The organism is Micromonospora sp. NPDC050695, from assembly GCF_040654415.1.
Taxonomy (GTDB): domain Bacteria; phylum Actinomycetota; class Actinomycetes; order Mycobacteriales; family Micromonosporaceae; genus Micromonospora.
On record NZ_JBFAHZ010000045.1, the window covers coordinates 15624 to 37933 of the forward strand.

21 protein-coding genes are annotated in these 22310 nt (G+C 72.7%); 7 read left to right on the forward strand and 14 right to left on the reverse strand.

The window, feature by feature from the left end; genetic code table 11:
- Window positions 1–35 precede the first annotated feature (35 nt).
- From AB0H52_RS25145 to AB0H52_RS25170, 6 genes are all read right to left on the reverse strand, one after another.
- The gene (locus AB0H52_RS25145; protein ID WP_151491191.1) at window positions 36–827 is read right to left on the reverse strand and encodes a maleylpyruvate isomerase family mycothiol-dependent enzyme; all 792 of its coding nucleotides are present in this window, start codon (window positions 825–827) and stop codon (window positions 36–38) included.
- A gap of 109 nt (window positions 828–936) precedes the next feature.
- Window positions 937–2430 (reverse strand): MFS transporter, encoded by a 1494-nt coding sequence (locus AB0H52_RS25150; protein WP_151491190.1) that lies wholly within the window; start codon window positions 2428–2430, stop codon window positions 937–939.
- Between the two features lie 33 nt (window positions 2431–2463).
- Window positions 2464–3093, reverse strand: coding sequence for a TetR/AcrR family transcriptional regulator (locus AB0H52_RS25155; RefSeq protein WP_151491189.1), 630 nt, complete (start codon window positions 3091–3093; stop codon window positions 2464–2466).
- 138 nt (window positions 3094–3231) lie between these two features.
- Complete coding sequence (locus tag AB0H52_RS25160; RefSeq protein WP_151491188.1) at window positions 3232–3723, reverse strand: Gmad2 immunoglobulin-like domain-containing protein; 492 nt, start codon at window positions 3721–3723, stop codon at window positions 3232–3234.
- Between the two features lie 14 nt (window positions 3724–3737).
- Window positions 3738–4418 (reverse strand): response regulator transcription factor, encoded by a 681-nt coding sequence (locus tag AB0H52_RS25165; RefSeq protein ID WP_357950461.1) that lies wholly within the window; start codon window positions 4416–4418, stop codon window positions 3738–3740.
- Window positions 4419–4506: 88 nt separating this feature from the next.
- Complete coding sequence (locus AB0H52_RS25170) at window positions 4507–5076, reverse strand: hypothetical protein (RefSeq protein WP_151491186.1); 570 nt, start codon at window positions 5074–5076, stop codon at window positions 4507–4509.
- A 293-nt stretch (window positions 5077–5369) separates the two neighbouring features.
- Here AB0H52_RS25170 and AB0H52_RS25175 point away from each other — a divergent pair, with 293 nt between their 5' ends.
- Window positions 5370–6002: a hypothetical protein gene (locus AB0H52_RS25175; protein WP_357950465.1), complete on the forward strand. Its 633-nt coding sequence runs from the start codon at window positions 5370–5372 to the stop codon at window positions 6000–6002.
- 7 nt (window positions 6003–6009) lie between these two features.
- Here AB0H52_RS25175 and AB0H52_RS25180 read toward each other — a convergent pair whose 3' ends face one another.
- A complete protein-coding gene (locus tag AB0H52_RS25180; RefSeq protein WP_151493296.1) occupies window positions 6010–6864 on the reverse strand; it encodes a DUF3152 domain-containing protein in 855 nt (284 codons plus the stop codon).
- Between the two features lie 139 nt (window positions 6865–7003).
- Between AB0H52_RS25180 and AB0H52_RS25185 the strand changes: the two genes are divergently transcribed.
- Both AB0H52_RS25185 and AB0H52_RS25190 read left to right on the forward strand, forming a co-directional pair.
- Complete coding sequence (locus tag AB0H52_RS25185; protein ID WP_151493297.1) at window positions 7004–7507, forward strand: SigE family RNA polymerase sigma factor; 504 nt, start codon at window positions 7004–7006, stop codon at window positions 7505–7507.
- Entirely contained in the window at window positions 7504–8259 is a 756-nt protein-coding gene (locus AB0H52_RS25190; RefSeq protein WP_151493298.1) for a hypothetical protein, read from the forward strand. Before AB0H52_RS25185 ends, AB0H52_RS25190 begins: the two co-directional genes overlap by 4 nt.
- 12 nt (window positions 8260–8271) lie before the next feature.
- Here AB0H52_RS25190 and AB0H52_RS25195 read toward each other — a convergent pair whose 3' ends face one another.
- Window positions 8272–11106 carry an ATP-binding protein gene (locus tag AB0H52_RS25195; protein ID WP_357950469.1) on the reverse strand — a complete coding sequence of 945 codons (2835 nt, stop codon included), beginning with the start codon at window positions 11104–11106 and terminating at the stop codon, window positions 8272–8274.
- A 204-nt stretch (window positions 11107–11310) separates the two neighbouring features.
- On the opposite strand from AB0H52_RS25195, the gene AB0H52_RS25200 reads away from it, so the two are divergent.
- Both AB0H52_RS25200 and AB0H52_RS25205 read left to right on the forward strand, forming a co-directional pair.
- Complete coding sequence (locus tag AB0H52_RS25200; RefSeq protein ID WP_357950472.1) at window positions 11311–13068, forward strand: M28 family peptidase; 1758 nt, start codon at window positions 11311–11313, stop codon at window positions 13066–13068.
- Window positions 13069–13204: 136 nt separating this feature from the next.
- A complete protein-coding gene (locus AB0H52_RS25205; RefSeq protein ID WP_151491128.1) occupies window positions 13205–13711 on the forward strand; it encodes a hypothetical protein in 507 nt (168 codons plus the stop codon).
- A 106-nt stretch (window positions 13712–13817) separates the two neighbouring features.
- Here the strand turns inward: AB0H52_RS25205 and AB0H52_RS25210 are convergent, their stop codons facing one another.
- Window positions 13818–14516, reverse strand: a complete 699-nt coding sequence (locus AB0H52_RS25210; RefSeq protein ID WP_151491127.1) for an SDR family oxidoreductase — start codon at window positions 14514–14516, stop codon at window positions 13818–13820.
- Window positions 14517–14676: 160 nt separating this feature from the next.
- Between AB0H52_RS25210 and htpG the strand changes: the two genes are divergently transcribed.
- Window positions 14677–16593 (forward strand): molecular chaperone HtpG, encoded by a 1917-nt coding sequence (gene htpG / locus AB0H52_RS25215; RefSeq protein ID WP_357950476.1) that lies wholly within the window; start codon window positions 14677–14679, stop codon window positions 16591–16593.
- Between the two features lie 68 nt (window positions 16594–16661).
- On the opposite strand, the gene AB0H52_RS25220 is transcribed toward htpG, so the two are convergent.
- The 3 genes from AB0H52_RS25220 to AB0H52_RS25230 form a co-directional block, all read right to left on the reverse strand.
- Complete coding sequence (locus AB0H52_RS25220) at window positions 16662–17027, reverse strand: hypothetical protein (RefSeq protein ID WP_151491125.1); 366 nt, start codon at window positions 17025–17027, stop codon at window positions 16662–16664.
- A 106-nt stretch (window positions 17028–17133) separates the two neighbouring features.
- Window positions 17134–18321, reverse strand: coding sequence for a DNA polymerase IV (gene dinB, locus AB0H52_RS25225; RefSeq protein WP_151491124.1), 1188 nt, complete (start codon window positions 18319–18321; stop codon window positions 17134–17136).
- A gap of 67 nt (window positions 18322–18388) precedes the next feature.
- Entirely contained in the window at window positions 18389–18826 is a 438-nt protein-coding gene (locus tag AB0H52_RS25230; RefSeq protein WP_278126945.1) for a VOC family protein, read from the reverse strand.
- Window positions 18827–18920: 94 nt separating this feature from the next.
- On the opposite strand from AB0H52_RS25230, the gene AB0H52_RS25235 reads away from it, so the two are divergent.
- On the forward strand, window positions 18921–19958 hold the full coding sequence (locus AB0H52_RS25235) for a WYL domain-containing protein (RefSeq protein ID WP_151491123.1): 1038 nt from the start codon (window positions 18921–18923) through the stop codon (window positions 19956–19958).
- Here the strand turns inward: AB0H52_RS25235 and AB0H52_RS25240 are convergent.
- Together AB0H52_RS25240 and AB0H52_RS25245 are read right to left on the reverse strand one after the other, a co-directional pair.
- Window positions 19879–20427, reverse strand: coding sequence for an N-acetyltransferase (locus AB0H52_RS25240; protein ID WP_357950480.1), 549 nt, complete (start codon window positions 20425–20427; stop codon window positions 19879–19881). The genes AB0H52_RS25235 and AB0H52_RS25240 overlap by 80 nt on opposite strands.
- 245 nt (window positions 20428–20672) lie before the next feature.
- Entirely contained in the window at window positions 20673–22247 is a 1575-nt protein-coding gene (locus tag AB0H52_RS25245; protein WP_151491121.1) for an FMN-binding glutamate synthase family protein, read from the reverse strand.
- Between the last annotated feature and the right edge of the window lie 63 nt (window positions 22248–22310).

The window sequence follows — 22310 nt, forward strand, 5'->3', positions numbered from 1 at the left end:
CCGGGTCACCGGCCCGCACGGCGGTACGGCGATGTTCAGAAGCCGACGAAGACCCGGCGCAGGTCGTCCAGGGTCACCGGCCCGGTCACCCGCACCCCGTCCGGGGTGTACGCCGGACCGAGCCGGCCCACCGCGAGGCGCAGCCACGCCTCGGCCGGCGCGGTCAGCTCACCGTCGGGCTGCTCGGGCGCGTCGACCAGCTCGATCGTCTCGCCCAGCCGCAGCCCGTACGTCCGCTCCGGCTCGCTCAGGCGCAGCAGCAGCGTGGCCTGCCGGCCGGCCAGCTCCTGCGGCCGGCTGGTCCAGCCCAGCATGCCGCCGATCTGGTCCAGCAGCAGCGACACGGCCAGCGGCGTCACCGCCGCGAACGGGTTGACGGCGACCTCCACGTCCCACTGGTGCAGGGCGAACTCGCTGAGCCGGAACCGGCCGGCGGTGGCGACGTCCACGGGCTCGGGGAGGAACCCGAGGTCGATCCGCAGCGACGCCCGGGTGTCGGCGTCCAACGCCTCGTACGCCTCGACGAGCCGCTCGTTAGCGGCGAGGAACCCGGCGGCGTGCTCGGCCGGGGGCATCGCGTCCCAGCGCTGCCAGACGCCGCGGTTGAAGTCGCCGTCCGGGCCGGGCGCGCCGGTGCGGGCCGCGGTCAGCGCCGCGAGGTTGATCTCCGCGCCGCTGCCCAGGTGGCTGAGCACCTGGGACACCTGCCACTCGCTGGCCCCCGAGGGGCGGAGCAGGTCGTCTTCCTTGAGGTCCCGCACGAGCGCGGCGAGCTCCTCGTGGCCCGCGCGCAGAGCGGTGATGATCTGGTCGGCAGGGGTGGACATAGGTCTCCTCAAACGGACTTTCGACGATGGTCGGGACGCTACCCGACGCGGCCGCCGACCGGTCCACCCCACGCTCGGGGCGGTCCGGCCGGCGGCCGCGTCGGTCGGCTCAGCCCATGTGCACGGTGTTGCCGGTCGGGATGTCCTCCTTGCGGACCTTGACCAGGACCAGCGTGGCCAACCCGGCGAGCACGATCAGGGCCGCACCCCAGGCGAACGCCACGCGGTACCCGTGCACCAGCGCCTCGACCTGGTTGACCGGGTTCGGCACCCGACCGACCAGGTACGCGGCGACCGCGCTGGTGTAGAAGGTGTTCAGCAGCGCGGTGCCCAACGAGCCGCCGATCTGCTGGGTGGCGTTGAGCGTCGCGCTGGCCGCGCCGGCGTCGTGCTCCGGCACCCCCACCAGCGCGAGGCTGGACAGCGGCACGAAGGTGAAGCCCAGACCCATGCCGAGGACGACCTGGGCGGGCAGCAGCAGGGTGAGGAACGAGGTGTCCACGTCGATCTGGGTCAGCACCAGCATGGCCCCGGCGGCGAGCACGGCACCGCCGACCATCAGCGGCTTGGCGCCCACCCGCGGCATCAGCTGGCTGGCGCCGCCCGCCGCGATCAGCACGCCGGCGGTGACCGGCAGCGACGCGAGCCCGGCCTCCAGCGGCTTGTACTGCAACACCACCTGGAAGTAGAAGGTCAGGAAGAGGAACGCGCCGAACAGGCCGGCTCCGATGAGCGTCGACGCGAGGTACGCCCCACCCCGGTTGCGGTCCAGGATGATCCGCAGCGGCAGCAGCGGGTGGTTGGAGCGCAGCTCGATCACCACGAAGGCGGCGAGCAGCAGCACACCGGCGGCGATGAAACCGAGGGTCGCGGTGGCGTCCCAGCCGTCCTCGGCGGCCTTGGTGAAGCCGTACACCAGGGAGACCAGGCCGGCGGTGACCACGATCGCGCCGGGCACGTCGTAGCGGGTGTTGCCGTGCGCCCGGCTCTCCGGCACCAGCGGGATCGCGAAGGCGATGGCGATGGCGGCGACGGGGATGTTGACCAGCAGGCACCAGCGCCAGTCGGCGTACTCGGTGAGCACCCCGCCGAGCAGCAGGCCGACCGCCGACCCGCCGCCGGCGATGGCGCCGTACACGGCGAACGCCTTGGCCCGCTCGGCCGCCTCGGTGAACAGGACGGTGAGCAGCGCGAGCGCGGCCGGGGCGAGCAGCGCGCCGAAGGCGCCCTGCAACGCGCGGGCGGCGAAGAGCATCTGGCCGCTGGTGGCCAGACCGCCGAGCGCGGAGGCCAGCGCGAAGCCGGTCATGCCGACCAGGAAGGTGCGCTTGCGACCCCAGTAGTCGGCGATCCGGCCGCCGAGCAGCAGCAAGCCACCGAAGGCCAGCGTGTAGGCGGTGATCACCCACTGCCGGTTCGCGTCGGTGATCCCCAGATCGGCCTGGGCCTGCGGCAGTGCGATGTTCACGATGGTGGCGTCCAGGACCACCATGAGCTGGGAGATCGCGATGACCCCCAGCGCGATCCAGCGCCGCGGGTGCGGCGCGCCTGTCGACGTCCCGGCGCCGGGTGCGCCGGGAGCGGTCGAGGTGGTTCCGGGCATGGTGAAGCCTTCCGTGTTGCGTGCGTAGATGGATCAGGCCTGGGACGGGCGGTCGGCGGGGTAGCGGAGCACCGGTATCAGCACCTGGTCGACGACCTGGGTGAGGAACGCGTCATCGGCGGGCAGGCCGTGCGCGACGATGCGGGACATGGTGAGCGCGGGCGCCAGATCGTGGAACATCTCCCGTTCGCCGGCCTCGGGGGGGATCTCCCCCCGGGCGGCGGCGCGGACCAGGATGGCGGTGCTGGCCACCCGCCCGGCGGGCAGCACCTGGTGACGGACCAGGCGCTCCAGCTCGGGATTGGTCCGCATGGCGAAGGTCAACGCCTGCATCAGGTCGCAGTCGGCGACGCAGATCGCGACGGTTGCCCGCAGCAACTCGATCAGGTCGCCGCGCAGGGAACCGGTGTCGGGCGGGTTGTGCACCCCGACGTGCCGGTCGCGCAGGGCGGCGACGACCAGCTCGGCCTTGCCGTCCCAGCGCCGGTAGATGGTCGCCTTGCTGACGTGGGCGCGGGCGGCGACGGCGTCGATCGTCATCCGGTCGAAGCCGACCTCGCGCAGCAGGTCGATGACCACGGCGAACAGGTCGCCGTCGGAGCACCGCGCGCCCCGGGCCGCCGGAACACCGGCACCCGCGCCCACCTGCTGACCACCCAGCATCCCCGAACCCCCGCGAAACGATGTCGTACTGACCCTAGTGCGGTGGTCAGCGTCCGTGCAGGTTTTTATGACTTCCGTCGCACCGGGTAGACGAAACGATTACGTTTCTCCCCGGCGTCCGGCAGATGAACGCGGTGGTCAGGGTCCCGGCGCCAGCACCACCGGCACGGCCACCGTGTTGATCCGGGAGCCGTCGCGCGCGGACACCTCGTACACCTCGACGGTCCCGCGCTGCTCCCGGGTCGTGCGCCAGCCCACCACCACCCGGTACCCGCCCCGGCAGCCGGAGCCGCAGCCGGCCGTGCCGAAACCGGACGCGACCTCCCGGCCGGCGGCGTCGAGCGCCCGGACGCTGACGGTGGCCTCGAACACGTCGGCGGTGCCGGTCACGGTGAGCGGGGCGGACACCCGGTCGCCGGGTACCGGGCCGGTGACCACGATCGGCGGCAGCAGATCGGTGTACGAGGCGCGGCCGAGGGGTGCCCCGCCGTCGAAGCGGACCTGCCGCACGGTCGGGAACTGGGTGACCGTCCCGCCGGCGAGCAGGCCGGCGGAGACCCCGGCGACCAGCACGAACGCGATGGTCAGCCGGCGCCGCAGCCGGCCCGGGGGCACCGCGCGTCCGGCCATCGCCGACCCTCCCGTCAGCCCGTGGACAGCTTGTAACCGGCACCGCGCACGGTCTGCACCAACCGTGGGTGCGCCCGGTCGTCCTCGACCTTCGCGCGGAGCCGCTGGACCGCCACGTCGACCAGCCGGGAGTCGCCGAGAAAGCCGTGGTTCCAGACCAGGTCCAGCAGCAGCTCCCGGGTGAAGACCTGGCCGGGTCGGCGGGCCAGCTCCAGCAACAGGCGGAACTCGGTGGCCGTCAGCGCCACTTCGTGGCCGTGCCGTCGTACGACGAAGCCGCCCGGGTCGATCTCCAGGCTGCCGACCTCGATGGTGCTCGACGTGACCGGCGCGCTGGCCCGGCGCAGCACCGAGCGGACCCGCGCCACCAGCTCGGGCAGGTCGAAGGGCTTACGCAGGTAGTCGTCCGCGCCGCACTCCAGCCCGACCACCACGTCGAGCGTGTCGGTGCGCGCGGTGAGCATCAGGATCGGCACCTGGCTGGTGCGCCGGATCTCCCGGCAGACCTGCAGGCCGTCCAGCCCGGGAAGCATGACGTCGAGCACGATCACGTCGACCGGGCGGGCGCGCCAGGCCACCAGCGCCTGCCGCCCGTCGACGGCGGTGTCGACCCGGAAGCCGGCGCGGCGCAGACCGAGGGCGGTCACCTCCCGGATGGAGGCATCGTCCTCGACCACCAGCACGCGGCCCTCCACCACCCGAGCGTAGACCCGATGTCGTGGCCCTTCGCCTGGCGGAACGGTCGGTGTCGGAGGTCCGGCCGGATCTCCGACACCGCCGTGGTCACTCCTGCCACCGGTGGGCCACGTCGAGCACGATCCGGCTGTGCGTGCCCGGACCGGCGAGCACGAGCACGCGGAACGGCAGCCGCGCCCGCACGCCGACCGCGAAGGTGCTGTAGCCCTCGAAGCTGCCGCCGAAGACGACGTCGCGCAGCGTCGGGTAGCGCAGTAGGTTCGCGGCGTGCGCGCCGACCGCGTAGGGCACGGTGCCCTGGTGGCTTTCGTCGTACGCCGGTGCCCGCAGGGAGACCCGCAGCACGGCGCCTCCGGCGGTGTACGGCGACAGCGCCAACCCTTCGCCCTCGGTGAACGTCTCGCCGTAGCCGACCGAGTAGCCGTCGACCGGGCCGGCGAACTCGAACACCACGCGGTCGTGGCAGTCGTGCCGGCCGGTCCGTACGTCGACCAGCGGGGCGCCGCTCAGTGCGCCGGCCGTCCGATCGGTGCTGCCCCAGGTGATGCCGCAGTACGGCGGTGCGGTGGTGGTGCTCGCCGCGGCGCCGCTACCCGAGCCGGCGACCAGGCCGGCGAGTACGACCGCGAGCGCCGTCAGTGCGCTTCTGATCCTCATGGTGGTGTCTCCGTCCACTGTGCGGAGCCACGTCGCGGCGGCGTTGCCGGTGGCCCTCGACCTCGACCGTGGTCGCGCCTCGGAACGGCCACTTCGCTGCGGCGTAACAGGCACGTAACAGCGGAAGAGGATCCGCGCCACCCGGTCTCCTGCCGCACCGCGTGATCCGGCTCGGCCGAGGCGTCGCGGGTGAAGTCGCTGTTCGCCGGCACTCTGGCCGCGCCGAGGTGTCACCCATGCGTTACCGCACTGCGGTACCGTGCGGGGCACATCGACACCTCCGAGGTGGACTCATGCCTGCTGTCGTCGCCCTCGTGCTGACCCTCGCCCTCGCCCCCGCGCCGTCCCCGTCGAGCACCTCGGGGCCGGTCGGCGAACTCCTCGGGGGCGTCGGGCAGATCGTCGACGACCTGCTCGGTGGTGGTGCGGCGCCGAGCACCTCACCGACACCGGCCCCCAGCGTGGCCCCCACCCCGAGCACGTCGGCGACCCCCGGACGGTCGAGCCCGGCGGGGCCGCCCGCGAGCGTCGCGCCCACCAGATCAACAGCCCAGCCACCGGCGGCGCCCGGCGTGCCCGCTCGCCCCGCAGGTGGCCCGGGTGCCCCCGACGCCACGGTGCCGGTGCGCAACGGCGAGGCCCCCGCTCCGGCCGCGCCGACGTACACCGACCCCGCTCGCGGCGACTGGCCGCCCGCGTACTACCTGGTCCTCGCCGGTGTCCTCGCGGTGCTGGCGCTGCTGCTGCTCGTGCGGCGCCGACCGCCGGCGGCCCCGCCGGCTGCCGCCGCACCGGCGCCCGCGCCCGCTCCCGAGCCGGTGCCGGTGCCGGACAACGTCAGTCGACTGCCGACCAACCTCAACGCCATCTACGAGCTGGGCCGCCTCGACGAGCGGCTCGACCAGGAGCGCGGGCGCCGGTCCTGAGCAGGGGTCAGTGCGCGGGCCGAGCGGCCTCGCGCGGCGGGACCTCGTCGAGATACGCCCCCACCGGCCCCGTGTAGCGGCTCGTGCCGAGCGGGTACGGCCAGGCGTTGGCGGTGCAGCCGTGCAGGCCCAGCGTCTGCTGCTGCATCACCGGCGCCGGTCGGCCGCGCCTCGGGCACCGCTCGTGGCCCAGCCCGAGGCGGTGCCCCACCTCGTGGTTGACCACGTACTGCCGATAGGTGGCCAGGTTCGCGCCGTACCCGGGCACGGCCTTGACCCAGCGGGCCACGTTGAGCACCACCCGGTCGCCGTTGCGGCACGACGTGTAGCCGTCCGGCACACCCTGGCAGAGCGTGTCGCGGGTGCCAGGGGTCGCCAGGTAGATGGTGAAGTCGGCCGCCGCGTTGGCGCCCACCCGGCGCAGCCGCCACGTCCCACCGGCCGTCCATCCGCGCGGGTCGTTCAGCGTCGCGGACACCGCCGCCGCGACGTCGGCCACCGGCAGCCCCCGGATGTCCCGCTCGACCGCGATCCGGTAGCGCAGCAGCTGACCGGCGCTGCCACCGCCGGCCGTCGTCTCGGCCGCCGCCACCGACCAGCGGTTGCCACCGGTGGCGGGATAGCTGATCACGATCGGGGTGGGCGCGGTGCCGGCGCTCGCGGCGGCGGCCGGTCGCCCGGTCGCGCCCTGCCCCGCCGCGGGCTGCTCGCCGTGCGTCAGCCCGCTCGTGGTGGGGCCGGCCACCGAGGGATCGGTCGCCGGCCCTCCGCCGGCCGGCAGACCGCAACCGGTGAGCAGCGCCACCACCAGCAGTAACGCCGCTGAGGCGGCGCGGCCACGGCGGGTAACCTTCGTCGACATGTCTCTCCCCTCGCGCGTCGCTCGGTGGCGGCGCGGAGGAGAAGACGGGTGACGGTAGGAAAAAGTTGCTGTGATCCAGGGCTCAACCTTTTGCCACCCTCGCTCGTCTCTGACGGTGTGGCACGGGGGAGGGTTCGCGGTGGCGCGGGGTGACGCGGAGTTCGTCGAGTTCGCGCGGGCCGCGTCCGCGCGACTGGTGCACGCCGCGTACCTGCTGACCGGCGACCACCACCAGGCCGAGGACGCCGCGCAGACGGCCCTGGTCCGCACCTACGCGTCGTGGCCACGGATCCACGACGACGACGCCTACGGGTACGCCCGCCGCACCCTGGTCAACCACCTGGTCGACGGCTGGCGGCGGCCGATGCAGGAGTACCCGACCGACGAGGTGCCGGAGCAGCGGCGCGGCGACGTGGCCGACGAGGTGGCCACCCGGCGCTGGTTGATCGCCATCCTCGGCGCGCTGAGCCCACGCGAGCGGGCCATCGTCGTGCTGCGGTACTACTTCGACCTTCCGGAGGCGCAGGTGGCCCGGGAACTCGCCGTGTCCGTGGGCACGGTCAAGAGCACCAGCTCGCGCGCCCTGGAGAAGCTGCGTGCCGCCGGGGCGCGGGCGGCCGACAACCAGGAGGCGCGCCGATGAGCGAGCTGGATCGGCTCCGCGACGCCATGCGGGCGACCGAGCGTCGCGGCGCCACCCTCGACCTGGTCGCCGTCATGCGTGCGGGACGGCGGTTGCGTACCCGTCGCCGGCTCGCCGGAGTGGGCGCGGCGACAATGGCGACCGGGTTGGCCGCCACCCTCGTCCTGGTGGCGGTCGGCGCCTGGCCCAGCGATCCACCGCGGGTGGACCGTCCGCCGCCGGTCGCCGTCGCTCCGCCGGGGACCGCTGCCGCCTCGCCGGTGCAGAGGTCGGCGACACCCACGCCGCCGCCGACGCCACCCCCGACGCCAGCGCTCAAGCCGATGGGCGTGGTGATCGACAGCGGGGTGCGCAACGGCACCGACCAGCGGGTGTACTACGTCGTCGGTGTGTCGGTGCCCGGCGAGCCCGGGGTGTCCATCGGGCTGGCCGCCGGTCGGCGCGCCCCGGACGGCACGCTGACCACGGACATCCTGGTCAACGACGTCCAGGGGGTCGACCGGAGGCCGGGGTTCCACCAGATCGGCTACGACGAGCGGTCGTCCGCCGTGCCGGTGCCCACCTTCGGCTACTTCGTCGGCCCCGCCAAGCGGATCATCGGCACCGTGGGTGGCCGGCAGGTCGATGCTCGACTGACCTTCTGGAGCGTCGACAAGCAGGTGGTGATCTTCTGGTTCGACCCGACCGAGCTGACCCCGGGCGACCGGCTGGACGGCATCATCGCCCGCGACAGCAGCGGCCGCCGACTCTGACGGCCGGTCGCCTCAGACCGGGTCGTCCAGCCGGCGTTCGATGGTGACCGTCGTCCCCTCGGCGGTGGAGACCAGCCGCACGTCGCCGAAGGCGTTCATCAGCAGCGCGCCGCGCCCCCGGTCCATCGCGGGCCGGCGGTCGCGCCAGGTGCCGAAGTCGCGTACCGAGATCCGGACCAGGCCGCCGCCGAGCTGGAGCCGCACCCGCACCTCCGGCCGGCTGGGCCGCTGCGCGTGCTCGACGGCGTTGTTCATGGCCTCGGACGCGGCGAGCAGCAGGTCCTCCAGCAGGTCCGGACCGACGCCCAGGTCACCCAGTGCCAGCCGTACGTCGCGGCGCAGCGCGGCGGCCGAGGTGGGCGCCGAGGGGTACGTCCAGCCGACGTCCAGTACGTCGCCGTCCGGGCCGACCTTCTCCGTGGATGCGGTGGCGGCCGGTTCGGCGGTCGTACCGGGCGGGTCGGTCTGGTCGGCGGGCCCGGTCGGTCGGGGATCGGCCGGTCGGCCGGCGGCCAGCGCCGGCGTGGTGGTGGTGACCGCGGTGGGCGGGGCCGCCGGGGGGTCGAGCGTCGGCGGGGCGCTCCCGGCGGTTGACCCGACGTCGCGGGCCCGGCGGATGGCGGCCCGCACCCGGGCGATCAGCTCGGCGGCGGCGAACGGTTTCACCAGGTAGTCGTCGGCGCCCAGGCTCAGGCCCGCGACGCTGGCCTCCTCGCCGGCGCGCGCCGAGAGCACCAGCACCGGCAGGGTCCGGGTCGACGGGTCGGCGCGCAGTTCGCGGATCAGGTCGAAGCCGTCGAGCACCGGCATCATCACGTCGGTGAGGACCACGTCCGGTGGGTCGCGGCGGATCGCGTCGAGGGCCTGCCGGCCGTCGGTGACGGCCCGCACCCGCCAGCCCTGCCCGGTGAGCAGCCGACTCAGGTACGCCCGCATGTCGCTGTTGTCGTCGGCCAGCAGGATGTCCGCCCCGGCCAGCTCGTCGGCGGCCGGCCCGGACGCCGCGGCGGCCTGCTCCCCACCGCCGGCCGGCTCGGTCAGCCACCCCATCGCCTCCGCGACGGCGGCACGGGCCGCGTCACCCCGCCCGCCCGACGGCGGGCCGGTCACCGCGGCACGGCGCGACGTCGACCAGGGCAGCGCCACCGTGAAGGTCGTGCCGACGCCGACCCGGCTGGCCACCCGGACCTCCCCACCCTCCAGGCGCGCCAGTTCGTTGACGAGGGCCAGACCGATCCCGGTGCCCTCATGACTGCGGGAGCGGGTGCCCTGCACCCGGTGGAACCGTTCGAAGAGTTTCGGCAGGTCCTGCTCGGCGATCCCGATGCCGGTGTCCGCGACGGTGAGACGGACCTCCTCGTCGTCGGCGTCCAGAGCGATCCGGATCCGCCCGATGAACGTGTACTTCAGCGCGTTGGAGAGCAGGTTGGTGACGATCCGTTCCCAGTTGACCGGATCGACCGTGACGGGACGCGGCAGCGGCGGGCAGTCGACCTCCAGCACCAGACCGGCCCGCTCGACGGCCGCCCGGAAGACACCGGCCAGCTCGGCGGTGAGGGCCGCGAGATCAATCACCCGGGCGTCGCTGGAGGCCCGCCCGGCCTCCAGACTCGAGAAGGTCAGCAGGCTGTTGACCAGGGTCAACAGGCGAGTGGCGTTGCGCCAGGCGGTCTCCACCCGCTCCCGCTGCACGGGTGCGAGCGGCGCGGCGGCGTCGGTGAGCGCGTCGCCGAGCGGGCCGAGCATGAGCGTCAGCGGGGTACGGAACTCGTGGCTGACGTTGGTGAAGAAGCTGGTCTTCACCCGGTCCAGTTCGGCGAGCGCCTCGGCCCGGCGCCGCTCCTGCTCGTACTCCTGCGCGTTGCGCAACGCCACGGACACCTGCTGGGCCAGCAGGTGGTGGAAGGACCGGTACGCCTCGTCGAGCCGCCGGCTGGGGCTGACCCCGGCGAGCAGGACGCCGAGCGGCTGCTCCTGGTCGCCCGACGGCAGCGGCAGCGCCAGCGCGGTGCGGACCGGGTCGTCCCACGCGCCGCCGGACAGGGTCAGTCGCTCGGCGACACCGGTCACCTCGGTCGGTCGGCCCTCAGCGGCGTGCGGCAGCCCCCAGGCGTGGGCGGCCCGACCCGGGTCGCTCAGGTCCACGGCCTCCGGCAGCGCCTGCGGCACGCTGGTGCGACCCGGTTCGCCGCCGACGCAGGCGGCGCGCCGCAGGACCCCACCGTCGCGCAGGTAGATCGCGGCGAACGGCACATCCAGGGGGTGGCCGCCGATCGCGGAGATCAGGCGGGCGCAGGTGGCGTCCACGTCGACGGTGCGTCCGTCGCCGTTGACGGACAGGTCGCGCAGCAGCCGCAGCCGCCGCTCGCCGACCACCTGCTCGGTGACCTCGCTGCACACGGTCAGCACACCCACCGTACGGCCCTCGTCGTCGCGGGCCGGGGCGTGCGAGACGCTGAAGTACGCCTCCTCGCGGTAGCCGGCCCGTTCGAGCAGCAGCCGCAGGGCGGGCACCCAGCTGGCGACGCCGGTGGCCATGGCCTGCTCGATGAGCGGGGCGAGGACGTCCCAGCCCTCGGCCAGGGTCACGCGGACGTCGCCGCCGAGCGCGGCCGGGTGTTTGTCGCCGATCAACGCGGAGTACGCGTCGTTGTAGAGCTGGGTGAGGTGGTCACCCCAGAGCAGCAGCATCGGGTAGCGGGAGGAGAGCACCACCCGGACCGCGGCGCGCAGGCTCTGCGGCCAGCCGTCGACCGGGCCGAGCGGCGTGCCGGTCCAGTCCAGGGCCGCCATCAACCGGCCGGTGTCACCGCCGTCGGTGAAGAGATCCGTGCTGGGGCGCGTCACGTTCGACCCGGCCCCATCGCAAGCCCCCGTTCCGGGCCTAACGACCCCTGCTGGTGTTACCTACCCATCCTGGCATCTCTACTCACCTGTGCCGACGCCGGTACCCACCGTCGAACCGGCGGTGGTTCCAGACGAACGACCGATGTCACAGACATCGACATCTGTCAGTGTCGCGGTTATCTCTCCAACCCCCGAGGAGCCCCCATGAGAGGCAGAACGCTGAGCGCGGGAACCGCGCTCGCCGTGTTCGCCGGGATGACGGTGACGCTGGCGGCCCAGCCGGTGACCGCGTCACCCACGACCACGACGACGGTGGCCCGGCCGATCGCCGCGACCGCCGCCGCGTTGGCAGCGCCGGACATCTCCGTCACCAACGTCCAGGCGCACCTGACCCAGTTCAACTCCATCGCCACCAGCAACGGCGGCAACCGACGGGCCGGCTCGGCCGGCTACACCGCCTCCCTCACCTACGTCAAGACCAGGCTCCAGTCGGCCGGCTACACGGTCACCGAGCAGTACTGCTCCAGCTGCACGTACCCCTCGAACAACCTGATCGCGGAGTGGCCCGGCGGCCCGGCCGACCAGGTGGTCATGTTCGGCGCCCACCTCGACGGCGTCTCGGCCGGCCCGGGCATCAACGACAACGGCACCGGCTCGGCCACCCTCCTGGAGAACGCGCTGGTCCTGGCCGCGCAGAACCCGACCATGACGAAGAAGGTCCGGTTCGCCTGGTGGACCGACGAGGAGCAGGGGCTCAACGGCTCCCGGTTCTACGTCAACTCGCTGAGCTCCACCCAGCGCGGCTACATCAAGGGCTACTACAACTTCGACATGGTCGGCTCGACCAACGGCGGCTACTTCATCAACCGGGTCACCTCGACCACGGCGGCGCCGCTGAAGGCGTACTGGGACTCGTTGGGCCTGCAGCCGGAGGAGAACGTCGAGGGGCAGGGCCGCTCCGACGACTACTACTTCCAGCAGGCCGGCATCCCCACCTCCGGTTACGCCGCGGGTGCCAGCGCCCGCAAGACCAGCGCCCAGGCGGCCAAGTGGGGCGGCACCGCCAACGCCGCGTACGACGCCTGCTACCACCGGGCCTGCGACACCACCGCCAACGTCAGCGCCACCGTGCTGAACCGCTCGGCGGACGGTGTCGCGTACGCGCTGTGGCAGCTCGCCGTGGGCGGCGGCACCCCGACCAACGACTTCTCAATCTCGGTCGACCCCGCCTCGCGCAGCGTCGCCCGGGGCGCCAGCACCACCGCCACGGTCGGCACCGCGACCACGGCCGGGTCGGCGCAGACGGTCAGCCTCACCGCCTCCGGCGCGCCCAACGGGGTGAGCGTCTCGTTCAGCCCGTCCTCGGTGACCTCCGGCGGCTCGGCCACGATCACCCTGACCGCCTCGGCCAGCGCGGCGACCGGCACCTTCACCGTCACGGTCACCGGCACCGGCTCGGTCACCCGCACCGCCAGCCTCACGCTGACCGTGACCGGCACCGGCGGCTGTGCCGGCGGCCAGGTGATCGGCAACGGCGGGTTCGAGAGCGGCAGCACGCCGTGGACCGCGTCCTCCGGCGTGATCACCAACTCCAGCAGCCAGCCGGCCCGGACCGGGTCGTACAAGGCGTGGCTCGACGGGTACGGCAGCACCCACACCGACACCCTGTCCCAGTCGGTGACCGTGCCGGCCGGCTGCACCAGCTACACGCTGTCGTTCTGGCTGCACGTCGACACTGCCGAGACCACCACCTCGACGGCGTACGACCGGCTCACCGTGCAGGTGGGTTCGACCACGCTGGCGACGTACTCGAATCTGAACGCCGCCTCCGGCTACGTCCAGCGCAGTTTCAACGTGGCCAGCGTCGCGGGGCAGACGGTGACGCTGACGTTCACCGGCACCGAGGACGCCTCACTGCAGACCAGCTTCGTGATCGACGACGTGACGTTGCAGGCGAGCTGACGGTCGCGGTCGGGCGGAGGGGGGCGGGCCTCCCCTCCGCCCGACATCTGGTCATGTCTGTCTATCTCTGGTAGAAATCCTTCAAGGCCGGCCCCTGATTCGCAAAATCCCACCCCTCATGCGAAACGGGAGTGCCATGTCACCCACCCGATCCACCCTGCGCCGCCGCCTGCTCACGCTGGTCGTGGCCACCCTCGCCACGGTCGGCGCCACGCTGGGCCTGGCCGCACCGGCCTTCGCCATCAGCCACTCCAGCGCCACCTCGCAGCTGCGCGCCGCCGGCATCTCCTGGACCTCGAGCGGCAACTGCAGCGACCGCAACGTGGCCACCTGCACCTCGTTCGACGGGGTACGGCAGGCCACCATCGACGGCATCATCACCTTCAAGCGGGCCAGCGGCTGCGCGGTGACCATCACCGCCGGCACCGAGGTCGGGCACGCCGGAGGCACGTACAGCCACTGGAACGGCTACAAGCTCGACATCGCGTTGAGCACCTGCGCCCAGAACTACATCTCGGCGAACTACACCTACGTCGGCTACATCTCCGGCTTCGGCTACCAGTACCGCGCCCCCTCGGGCAATCTCTACACCAGGGAGGGCAGTCACTGGGACATCCTCTTCTACACCTGTGGTGGCTGCTGAGCGACGGGTGCCGAGCAGGATGCGCGCAGGGCGCTGACCGCGTACCCGGGGACGGGCCGCCGCCGGGGAGCCGGCGGCGGCCCGATCACGTCCGTGGCGTCGCCGCTCAGGGGAGCTGCGGGTAGAGCGCGGTGACGCCGCCGGCGAGCCCGGCCTGCACCTGCCGGCTGATGTCGTCGGTGACGATCTCGTACGCGTCGGCCTCGATGCCGTCCACGCCGATCCGGGCGATCTGCGCCGGGTCGGACTTCGGGGCGGTGACCTCGGCGGCCATGTCGGTGTCCATGTAGCCGACGTGCAGGCCGGCGACCCGGACGCCCTGCTCGGCGAGCTGGACGCGCAGTGCGTTGGTCATCGCCCACTCGGCGGACTTCGCGGCGCCGTACGCCCCGACGTTGGGGAAGTTGACCCAGGACAGCACGGAGAGCACGTTGAGGATCGTCCCGCCGCCGTTGCCCGCGATGATCGGGGCGAACGACCGGATCATCGACAGGTTGCCGAAGTAGTGGGTCTCCAGCTCCAGCCGGACGAGGTCCAGGTCGCCGTCGAGGAGGTTGGTCCCGGTCTCGATGCCGGCGTTGTTGATCAGGAGGTTGACGTCCCCGGCGAGCGCGGCGGCGGCGGCCACCGAGGCGGGGTCGGTGATGTCGAGGCGCACCGGCGTCACGCCGGGCAGGTCGACGGTGTCGGGGTTGCGGGCGCCGGCGTAGACGGTGGCGCCCCGGGAGAGGAGTTCGGCGGCCAGGCGTCGGCCGAAGCCACGGTTCGCGCCGGTGACGAGGGCGGTGCTTCCAGCGATCTTCATGCGGCCAGGTTATCGGGCTGACTTCTGTTGAGCAAAGTCAACTAGGTCACGACGCCGACCCGCCCGGATCGGGAATACGACCCGGATGCCGTCACCGCCCGACCGGTGACGACTCGTATCCTTTGCGCGAACCTCCGCACGAGCTCAGAAGGGAGACGGTGTGAGCAACCAGGCCGAGACGTTGGAGTTCCAGGCCGAGGCGCGTCAGCTCCTCCAACTCGTCGTCCACTCGATCTACTCGAACAAGGACGTCTTCCTGCGGGAACTCATCTCGAACGCGTCCGACGCGCTGGACAAGCTGCGGCTGGCCACCCTGGTCGACAAGGACCTCGTCGCCGACACCGACGACCTGCACGTCACCATCGAGGTCGACCGGGACGCCCGCACGCTCACCGTCCGGGACAACGGCATCGGGATGACCCGCGACGAGGTGGTCCGGCTGATCGGCACCATCGCCAAGTCGGGCACCGCCGAGCTGCTGCGCCAGCTGCGCGAGTCGTCCGACGCCCGCGCCTCGCAGGACCTGATCGGGCAGTTCGGCGTCGGCTTCTACGCCGCGTTCATGGTCGCCGACACGGTCACCCTGCTGACCCGCAAGGCCGGCGAGTCCGGCGGCACCCGCTGGGAGTCCACCGGCGAGGGCACGTACTCGATCGAGGCCGTCGACGACGCGCCGCAGGGCACGTCGGTGACCCTGCACCTCAAGCCGGCCGACACCGAGGACAACCTGCACGACTACACCGCCGAGTGGACCGTCCGCGACATCGTCAAGCGCTACTCCGACTTCATCGCGTGGCCCATCCGGATGCGCGTCGAGCGCCCCGGGGCCGACGGCGAGGCCGCCACCAGCGAGGTGCAGACCCTCAACTCGATGAAGGCGCTCTGGGCGCGGCCCCGCGACGAGGTCGACGCCGCCGAGTACAACGAGTTCTACAAGCACGTCAGCCACGACTGGGCCGACCCGCTCGAGGTCGTGCACATGAAGGGCGAGGGCACCTTCGAGTACGAGGCGCTGCTGTTCCTGCCCAGCCACGCCCCGCTGGACATGTTCGCACCGCAGGGCCGCCGCGGCGTCCAGCTCTACGTCAAGCGCGTGTTCATCATGGACGACTGCGAGGCGCTGGTCCCCACCTACCTGCGCTTCGTCAAGGGCGTGGTCGACGCGCACGACCTGTCGCTGAACATCTCCCGCGAGATCCTCCAGCAGGACCGGCAGATCCAGATCGTCCGCCGCCGCCTGGTCAAGAAGGTCCTTGCCACCGTCAAGGACCTCAAGACCAACCACCCTGAGCGCTACCGCACCTTCTGGACCGAGTTCGGCACCGTGGTCAAGGAAGGGCTGATCGACGACACGGACAACCGGGACACCCTGCTGGAGATCCTGTCGGTGGCGTCGACCAACGACCCGGCCGAGCCCACCGACCTGGCCGGCTACGTCTCCCGGATGAAGGACGGCCAGAGCGACATCTGGTACGCCACCGGCGACTCCCGGGCCACCATCGAGAACTCCCCGCACCTGGAGGCGTTCCGGGCCAAGGGCCACGAGGTGCTGCTGCTCACCGACCCCGTCGACGAGGTGTGGGTCGAGCGGGTCGGCACGTACGACGGCCGGCCGTTGCGCTCGATCGCCAAGGGCGAGGTCGACCTGGACACCGACGAGGAGAAGCAGCAGGCCGAGACCGAGCGCGAGCAGCAGCGACAGGAGTTCGCCGCGCTGGTGCAGTGGCTGGGCACCACCCTCGCCGACAGCGTCCGCGAGGTACGCCTGTCGTCGCGGCTGACCACCTCACCGGCCTGCGTCGTCGGCGACGCGCACGACCTCACCCCGACCCTGGAGAAGATGTACCGGGCGATGGGGCACGAGATCCCGTCGACGAAGCGGATCCTGGAGATCAACCCCGGGCACCCGCTGGTCGCCGGGCTGCGCAAGGCCCACGAGCAGGGCGATTCGGGCCAGACCCTGACCGAGACCGCCGAGCTGCTGTACGGCCTGGCGGTGCTCGCCGAGGGTGGCGAGCTGACCGACCCGGCCCGCTTCACCCGGACGCTCGCCGATCGGCTGGCCCGCACCCTGTAGATGACGTGCGCCTCCGGCCGGCGGGCCGCCCGATCAGTCGGGCCCCGCCGGCCGGGCACGGGTCACCGTCACGCCGCCGAGGCGGATGCCTTCGGTCCTCGCTGCGACGCCGCCGGGCCGGCGTTCCAGCCCCAGCGCGGGGCCGGCACCACGGCCTCCCCGGGCCAGCCGGTGCCGACCGGGCCGCTGTCCTCCTCGACGGTCAGCTCGACCGACGTGGGCGTGCTGCGGGCCAGCCGCAGCGACTGCTCGGCACCGGTGCGGGCCGCGCACGGCCAACCCTGGCCGGCGCACTGCAGATTGCGGCAGTGACCCTCGTCGTCCGGCTCGTGGGCGCTCAGCACGTCGACCGCGAGCTGCCAGAGCAGAGGGTCGGTCACGTCGTGCGGACGCTCGACGCTACGGCTCGGTCGGTTGCTGGTGTCGTCGGACATCGTGGGCCCCCCTCGTCAGGCTGTTCCCCTCAAGGGTCACCCGTGCGCCACCGGCTAAACCGCCGACCTGCTGTGATGTGTCTCTGGTCGCAGGGATGCGGGGTGTTTAGTCCGGCAATAGCGGCATCTCGACACCCGGGTCGCGGCCGAGCAGCACCGCCCGGGTGAGCGCCGCCGATCCGAACCGGTCGCGGACCGCGTCCACGGCGGCGTCCAGTTCGGCCCCCGGATCCGGGTGGAAGGGAAGTTCCGGTTGGACCGGGTTGTCGTCCAGGTTGCCCACCGAGACGCCGATGAGGGTGACCCCGCGGCGGTCGATCTCCGGTTGGGCCGTGCGCAGCAGTGCCCGTGCCGCGGCGAGCACCGGGGCGGTGTCGGTGGTCGCCTTGCCCACGGTGTGTGAGCGGGTGGCCCGGGTGTAGTCACCGAAGCGCAGTCGCAGCACCACCGTGCGTCCGGCCCGGCCGGCGGCCCGCATCCGTCGGGTGACCCGGTCGACCAGGCCGGCGAGGATCGCGTCCAGCTCCGCCGGGTCGTGCGGGTCACGGCTCAGCGCGTGCTGCGCGCCCATCGAACCGCGCCGGCGGCCCACCTGCACCGGCCGTGGGTCGCGGTTGTGTGCCAGGGCGTGCAGGTGCCGGCCGGCGCCCGCGCCGAGCAGCGAAACCAGCGCCGCCTCGCCGAGCCGGGCCACATCGCCGACGGTACGGATGCGGCGTTCGCGCAGCTTCGCGGCGGTGATCGGGCCGACGCCCCACAGCCGCTCGACCGGCAGCGGATGCAGGAACGCCAGCTCGCCGTCGGGGGCGACCACCAGCAGCCCGTCCGGCTTCGCCACACCGCTGGCGACCTTCGCCAGGAACTTCGTGCGGGCCACGCCCACCGTGATCGGTAGGTGGACCTGCTCGCGGACCTCCCGACGCAGCCGGTCGGCGATGGCGGCCGGTGGCCCGACCAGCCGACGCAGACCACCCACGTCCAGGAACGCCTCGTCGATGGAGAGCCCTTCGACCAGCGGGGTGGTGCGTCGGAAGATCTCGAACACCGCGCGGCTCGCCGCCGTGTACGCCGACATCCGGGGCGGCACCACGATCGCGTCCGGGCACAGCCGGCGTGCCTGCTGGCCGCCCATCGCGCTGCGGACCCCCCGCGCCTTCGCCTCGTAACTGGCGGCGAGCACCACCCCGCCGCCGACGATCACCGGCCGCCCCCGCAGACGTGGGTCGTCGCGCTGTTCGACCGACGCGTAGAAGGCGTCCAGGTCGGCGTGCAGGATGCTGGCCCCGGACGACACGTACACATGTTCGCATGGCATCCGGGTGTCGCGGCAGTGAGCTGGGCGAACGCGGCCGAGCGTCGGCTCAGTCGAGGCAGAACTCGTTGCCCTCGGGGTCGGCCATGACGAGGTGACCGGCGCCGAGCGGGGGAGCGGGCTCGTGGCGGCTGAGCCGGGTGGCGCCGTGCGAGACGAGCCGTTCGGCCTCCGCCTCGAGCGCCGCCATCCGCTCCTCGCCGGCGAGCCCGGGAGCGGCCCGCACGTCCAGGTGGACGCGGTTCTTGACCCGCTTGCCCTCCGGCACGCGCTGGAAGAACAGCCGTGGCCCCGAGCCCTCGGGGTCGACCACCGCCGAGGCGTCATTGTGGCGCTCGGGCGGCACGCCCATCGCGTTCAGTGCCTGCTCCCACGACGCGAAGTCCCCGGGCGGGCCCTGCACCTGATAGCCGAGGGCCTCGGCCCAGAACGGCGCCAACCCGGCCGGGTCGGCACAGTCGACGGTGATCTGCACGTCGCGGGCCATGGCAGCTCCCTGCTTCCTGATCTGGTCGGTCATGATCCCAGCCTCTCGCGAATAGCGGACAGGAGCGTTCCTCGATCTGTGCAACGATCGGCGCGTGACTGTCGAGGCGACGACCGAGCGGGTGCTGCGGTTGTTGGCGCTGTTGCAGCGGCGGCCGTCGTGGACGGCCGTCGAACTCGCCGCCGAGCTGCGGGTCACCGACCGCTGCGTCCGCCGTGACGTGCAGCGACTGCGGGCGCTCGGCTACCCCGTGCACGCCGTGTCCGGCGTCGGCGGCGGCTATCAGCTCGGCGCGGGCACCCGGCTGCCGCCCCTGCTCCTCGACGACGAGGAGGCGATCGCCACGGCGGTGTCGCTCCGGCTGGCCTCCGGGGGCACGGTCGCCGGGGCGGGGGAGGCCGCCCTGCGGGCCCTCGCCAAGCTCGACCAGGTGATGCCGGCACGACTGCGCGCCGAGGTGCGGGCCGTGCACGGCTCCACCGACACGCTCATCGGCCCGGTGGTCGAGATCGACGCGGAGCTGCTGGTGATGCTCGCCTGGGCCTGCCGTGACGCCGTCCGGGTCCGGTTCCGCTACACCGGACGTGACGGGGAGCGCGAGCGGACGGTCGAGCCGGTCCGGATGGTGACGACCGGTCGTCGCTGGTATCTGATGGCCTGGGACGTCGACCGCGACGACTGGCGCACGTTCCGCCTGGACCGGATGCGTGCGGCGGAGGCCACGAGCTGGCGCTTCCGCACCCGCGAGCATCCCGATCCCGTCGCCTTCGTGCAGCGGTCGGTCACCGAGGCGCCGTACCGGCATCTCGCCCGGGTGCGGGTTCGCGCCCAACCCGACGAGGTGCGGGCGGTGGTGCCGCCCCAGGTGGGTCGTGTCGAGAACGACCGCGACGGGTGGTGTGTGCTGGTCGTGGGCGGCGACAGCCTGGAATGGCTCGCCGCGCACGTCGCCCGCCTGAGTTACGAGGTGGAGGTGCTGGAGCCTCCGGAGCTGCGCGAGGCCGCCGCCCGTCTCGCCCGCCGCCTCGCGTTGATCGCGGATGCCGGTGGCATCACAGATCGTCGAACGGCGCGGCGTAGCGGAACTCGCCCCGGATCGACTCGCGCCACGCGGTCAGCGGCCGGGCCATGAAGTACTGCGGCCCCCACGGCTGCGGCGGGGTGACGCCCAGCTCGACGGCGGGCCGGAACCCGAAGCGCGGGTAGTAGTCGGGGTGCCCGAGCAGCACGACGAGCGGCTCGTCACGGGCGTCGGCCGCGCCGAGCACCGCGTGCATCAACGCGGTGCCGACCCCGCGCCGCTGCCATCCGGGCAGCACGCCGAGCGGTCCCAGGCCCAACGCCACCGGCTCACCGGCCACCCGGCCGCGGGTGGCCACCACGTGCCCCACCACCTGGCCGTCCGTATCGGTCGCCACCAGGGAGTACGCGGGCAGCCAGCCCTCGTCGGCGCGCAGCGCGTCGACCAGTGCGGCCTCGACGGTGGCCTCGACGGTGGCCTCGACGGGTACGCCAGTACCGCCGTCGGCCTTGGCGAAGGCGGCGGCATGGACCGCGCGGACGGCGTCGACGTCGGCGGTTGTCTCGCGTCTGATCAGCACCGCGCCACCATAGGTGTGGTGTGCCGCCGGCTCCACGGGTTTTACGCGCATGCCGCTGTGCCCGGCGGGCGGCGTTCAGCGGACATCGCGCGGGAATGGCTGATGCCTGTGAGTCATCAATATGCCTCACAGGCATCACGCTCATGGCGGACCTCACGGCGCCGGCCCCTGCGGCCGACGCGCGACCCCGCATCTCACGACCCCGCGCCACCATCGCCGCGCCCGTGGTCGGCGTGGCCGTGACCTCAGCCGACGGCGGTCGCCGAGGGTGGCGCGCTGCCGCCCCGGGGCACCTCCGGGGTCATCAGCCGGATGATCTCCGCCTGGTCGGCGGGCGAGGGCAGACCCCATCCCGGCCGGTAGCCGTACACCTCTTGCAGTGGGGTGGAGCCGGTGCGGCCGTCCAGGATCTCCACAGCGTCGGTGCCGATCAGGCCGGGGTGTTCGACGCCGCACGCCTCGGCGACCTTCGTCAGGTCCCGGCGCAGCGTGCCCAGGTAGTTGGCCGCCCGGACCGACTTCAGCGTCGGGTCCAGGCCCCGGGCCAGCCAGGCGTTCTGCGTCGCGACCCCGGTGGGGCAGGTGTCGGTGTGGCACTTCTGTGCTTGGATGCAGCCGATCGACAGCATCGCCTCCCGACCAACGTTGACCATGTCGCAGCCGAGCGCGAACGCCACGATGGCGTTGTCCGGCAGGCCCAGCTTGCCGGCGCCGACGAAGACCACCTGCTCGTGCAGGTCGTGCTCGGCGAAGACCTTGTACACCCGGGAGAAGCCCTGCTGGAACGGGAGTGACACCGAGTCGGTGAAGATCAGCGGTGCGGCGCCGGTGCCGCCCTCGCCGCCGTCGACCGTCACGAAGTCGACGCCCCGGCCGGTGTCGCGCATCAGGGTGGCCAGCTCCTGCCAGAAACCGAGGTCGCCGACCGCCGACTTGATACCGACCGGCAGGCCCGTCTCGGCCGCCAGCAACTCCACCCAGTCGAGCAGGCTGTCGCAGTCGGAGAACTCGGCGTGCCGCGACGGGCTGACGCAGTCCTGCCCGGCCGGGATGCCCCGGGTCGCGGCGATCTCGGCGGACACCTTCGCGCCGGGCAGCAGCCCGCCGAGACTGGGTTTGGCACCCTGACTGAGCTTGATCTCCAACGCCCGCACGGGGGCGTCGGCGACCAGGTCCTTCAGTCGGTCCAGGCTGAATCGGCCCTGCTCGTCGCGGCAGCCGAAGTACGCCGTGCCGAGCTGGAAGATCAGTTCACCGCCGTTGCGGTGGTACGGCGACAGCCCACCCTCGCCGGTGTTCTGCAGGCAGCCGGCGAGCGCCGCCCCCTTGTTGAGCGCGGTGATGGCGTTGCCGGAGAGCGAGCCGAAGCTCATCCCGGAGACGTTGACCACCGACTCCGGTCGGAACGCGTGGGCTCGCCCCCGGGCCGCGCCGAGCACCTTCGCGCACGGCAGCCGGACGTCGTGCCCGGCCGTCGGTGACGACGGCGGCACGGCCCGGCCGAAGGTGCGGTGCTTGATGATCGGGTACCCGGCGGTGTACTCGATGTCGTTGTCCGTGCCGAAGCCGAAGTAGTTGTTCTCCTGCTTCGCCGACGCGTACACCCAGCGCCGTTGGTCGCGGGTGAACGGACGCTCCTCGTTGTTGCCGGCCACGATGTACTGCCGAAGTTCCGGCCCGATGGCCTCCAGCAGGTACCGGGCGCGACCGAGCACCGGGAAGTTGCGCAGCAGCGCGTGGTCGCGCTGGATGAGGTCCCGCGCGGCGAGCGCCGCCACGGCGGCGGCGACGGCGGGTACGGCTCGACGGGCCCATGTCATGCCCGGGACTCTTTCCGCCGATGCGGCGGATCAAACCGGTGAGCTGGCTGGTGGCGGTGCGGG

Bases quoted from the DNA above. Each gene is read 5' to 3' on its own strand.
- AB0H52_RS25170 (WP_151491186.1), bottom strand. From the start codon at position 5,076: ATGAGGATCAGAAGCGCACTGACGGCGCTCGCGGTCGTACTCGCCGGC.
- AB0H52_RS25155 (WP_151491189.1), bottom strand. From the start codon at position 3,093: ATGCTGGGTGGTCAGCAGGTGGGCGCGGGTGCCGGTGTTCCGGCGGCC.
- AB0H52_RS25150 (WP_151491190.1), bottom strand. From the start codon at position 2,430: ATGCCCGGAACCACCTCGACCGCTCCCGGCGCACCCGGCGCCGGGACG.
- AB0H52_RS25180 (WP_151493296.1), bottom strand. From the start codon at position 6,864: ATGTCGACGAAGGTTACCCGCCGTGGCCGCGCCGCCTCAGCGGCGTTA.
- AB0H52_RS25200 (WP_357950472.1), top strand. From the start codon at position 11,311: ATGAGAGGCAGAACGCTGAGCGCGGGAACCGCGCTCGCCGTGTTCGCC.
- AB0H52_RS25205 (WP_151491128.1), top strand. From the start codon at position 13,205: ATGTCACCCACCCGATCCACCCTGCGCCGCCGCCTGCTCACGCTGGTC.
- AB0H52_RS25230 (WP_278126945.1), bottom strand. From the start codon at position 18,826: ATGGCCCGCGACGTGCAGATCACCGTCGACTGTGCCGACCCGGCCGGG.
- AB0H52_RS25210 (WP_151491127.1), bottom strand. From the start codon at position 14,516: ATGAAGATCGCTGGAAGCACCGCCCTCGTCACCGGCGCGAACCGTGGC.
- AB0H52_RS25175 (WP_357950465.1), top strand. From the start codon at position 5,370: ATGCCTGCTGTCGTCGCCCTCGTGCTGACCCTCGCCCTCGCCCCCGCG.
- AB0H52_RS25190 (WP_151493298.1), top strand. From the start codon at position 7,504: ATGAGCGAGCTGGATCGGCTCCGCGACGCCATGCGGGCGACCGAGCGT.
- AB0H52_RS25160 (WP_151491188.1), bottom strand. From the start codon at position 3,723: ATGGCCGGACGCGCGGTGCCCCCGGGCCGGCTGCGGCGCCGGCTGACC.
- AB0H52_RS25220 (WP_151491125.1), bottom strand. From the start codon at position 17,027: ATGTCCGACGACACCAGCAACCGACCGAGCCGTAGCGTCGAGCGTCCG.
- AB0H52_RS25245 (WP_151491121.1), bottom strand. From the start codon at position 22,247: ATGACATGGGCCCGTCGAGCCGTACCCGCCGTCGCCGCCGCCGTGGCG.
- AB0H52_RS25145 (WP_151491191.1), bottom strand. From the start codon at position 827: ATGTCCACCCCTGCCGACCAGATCATCACCGCTCTGCGCGCGGGCCAC.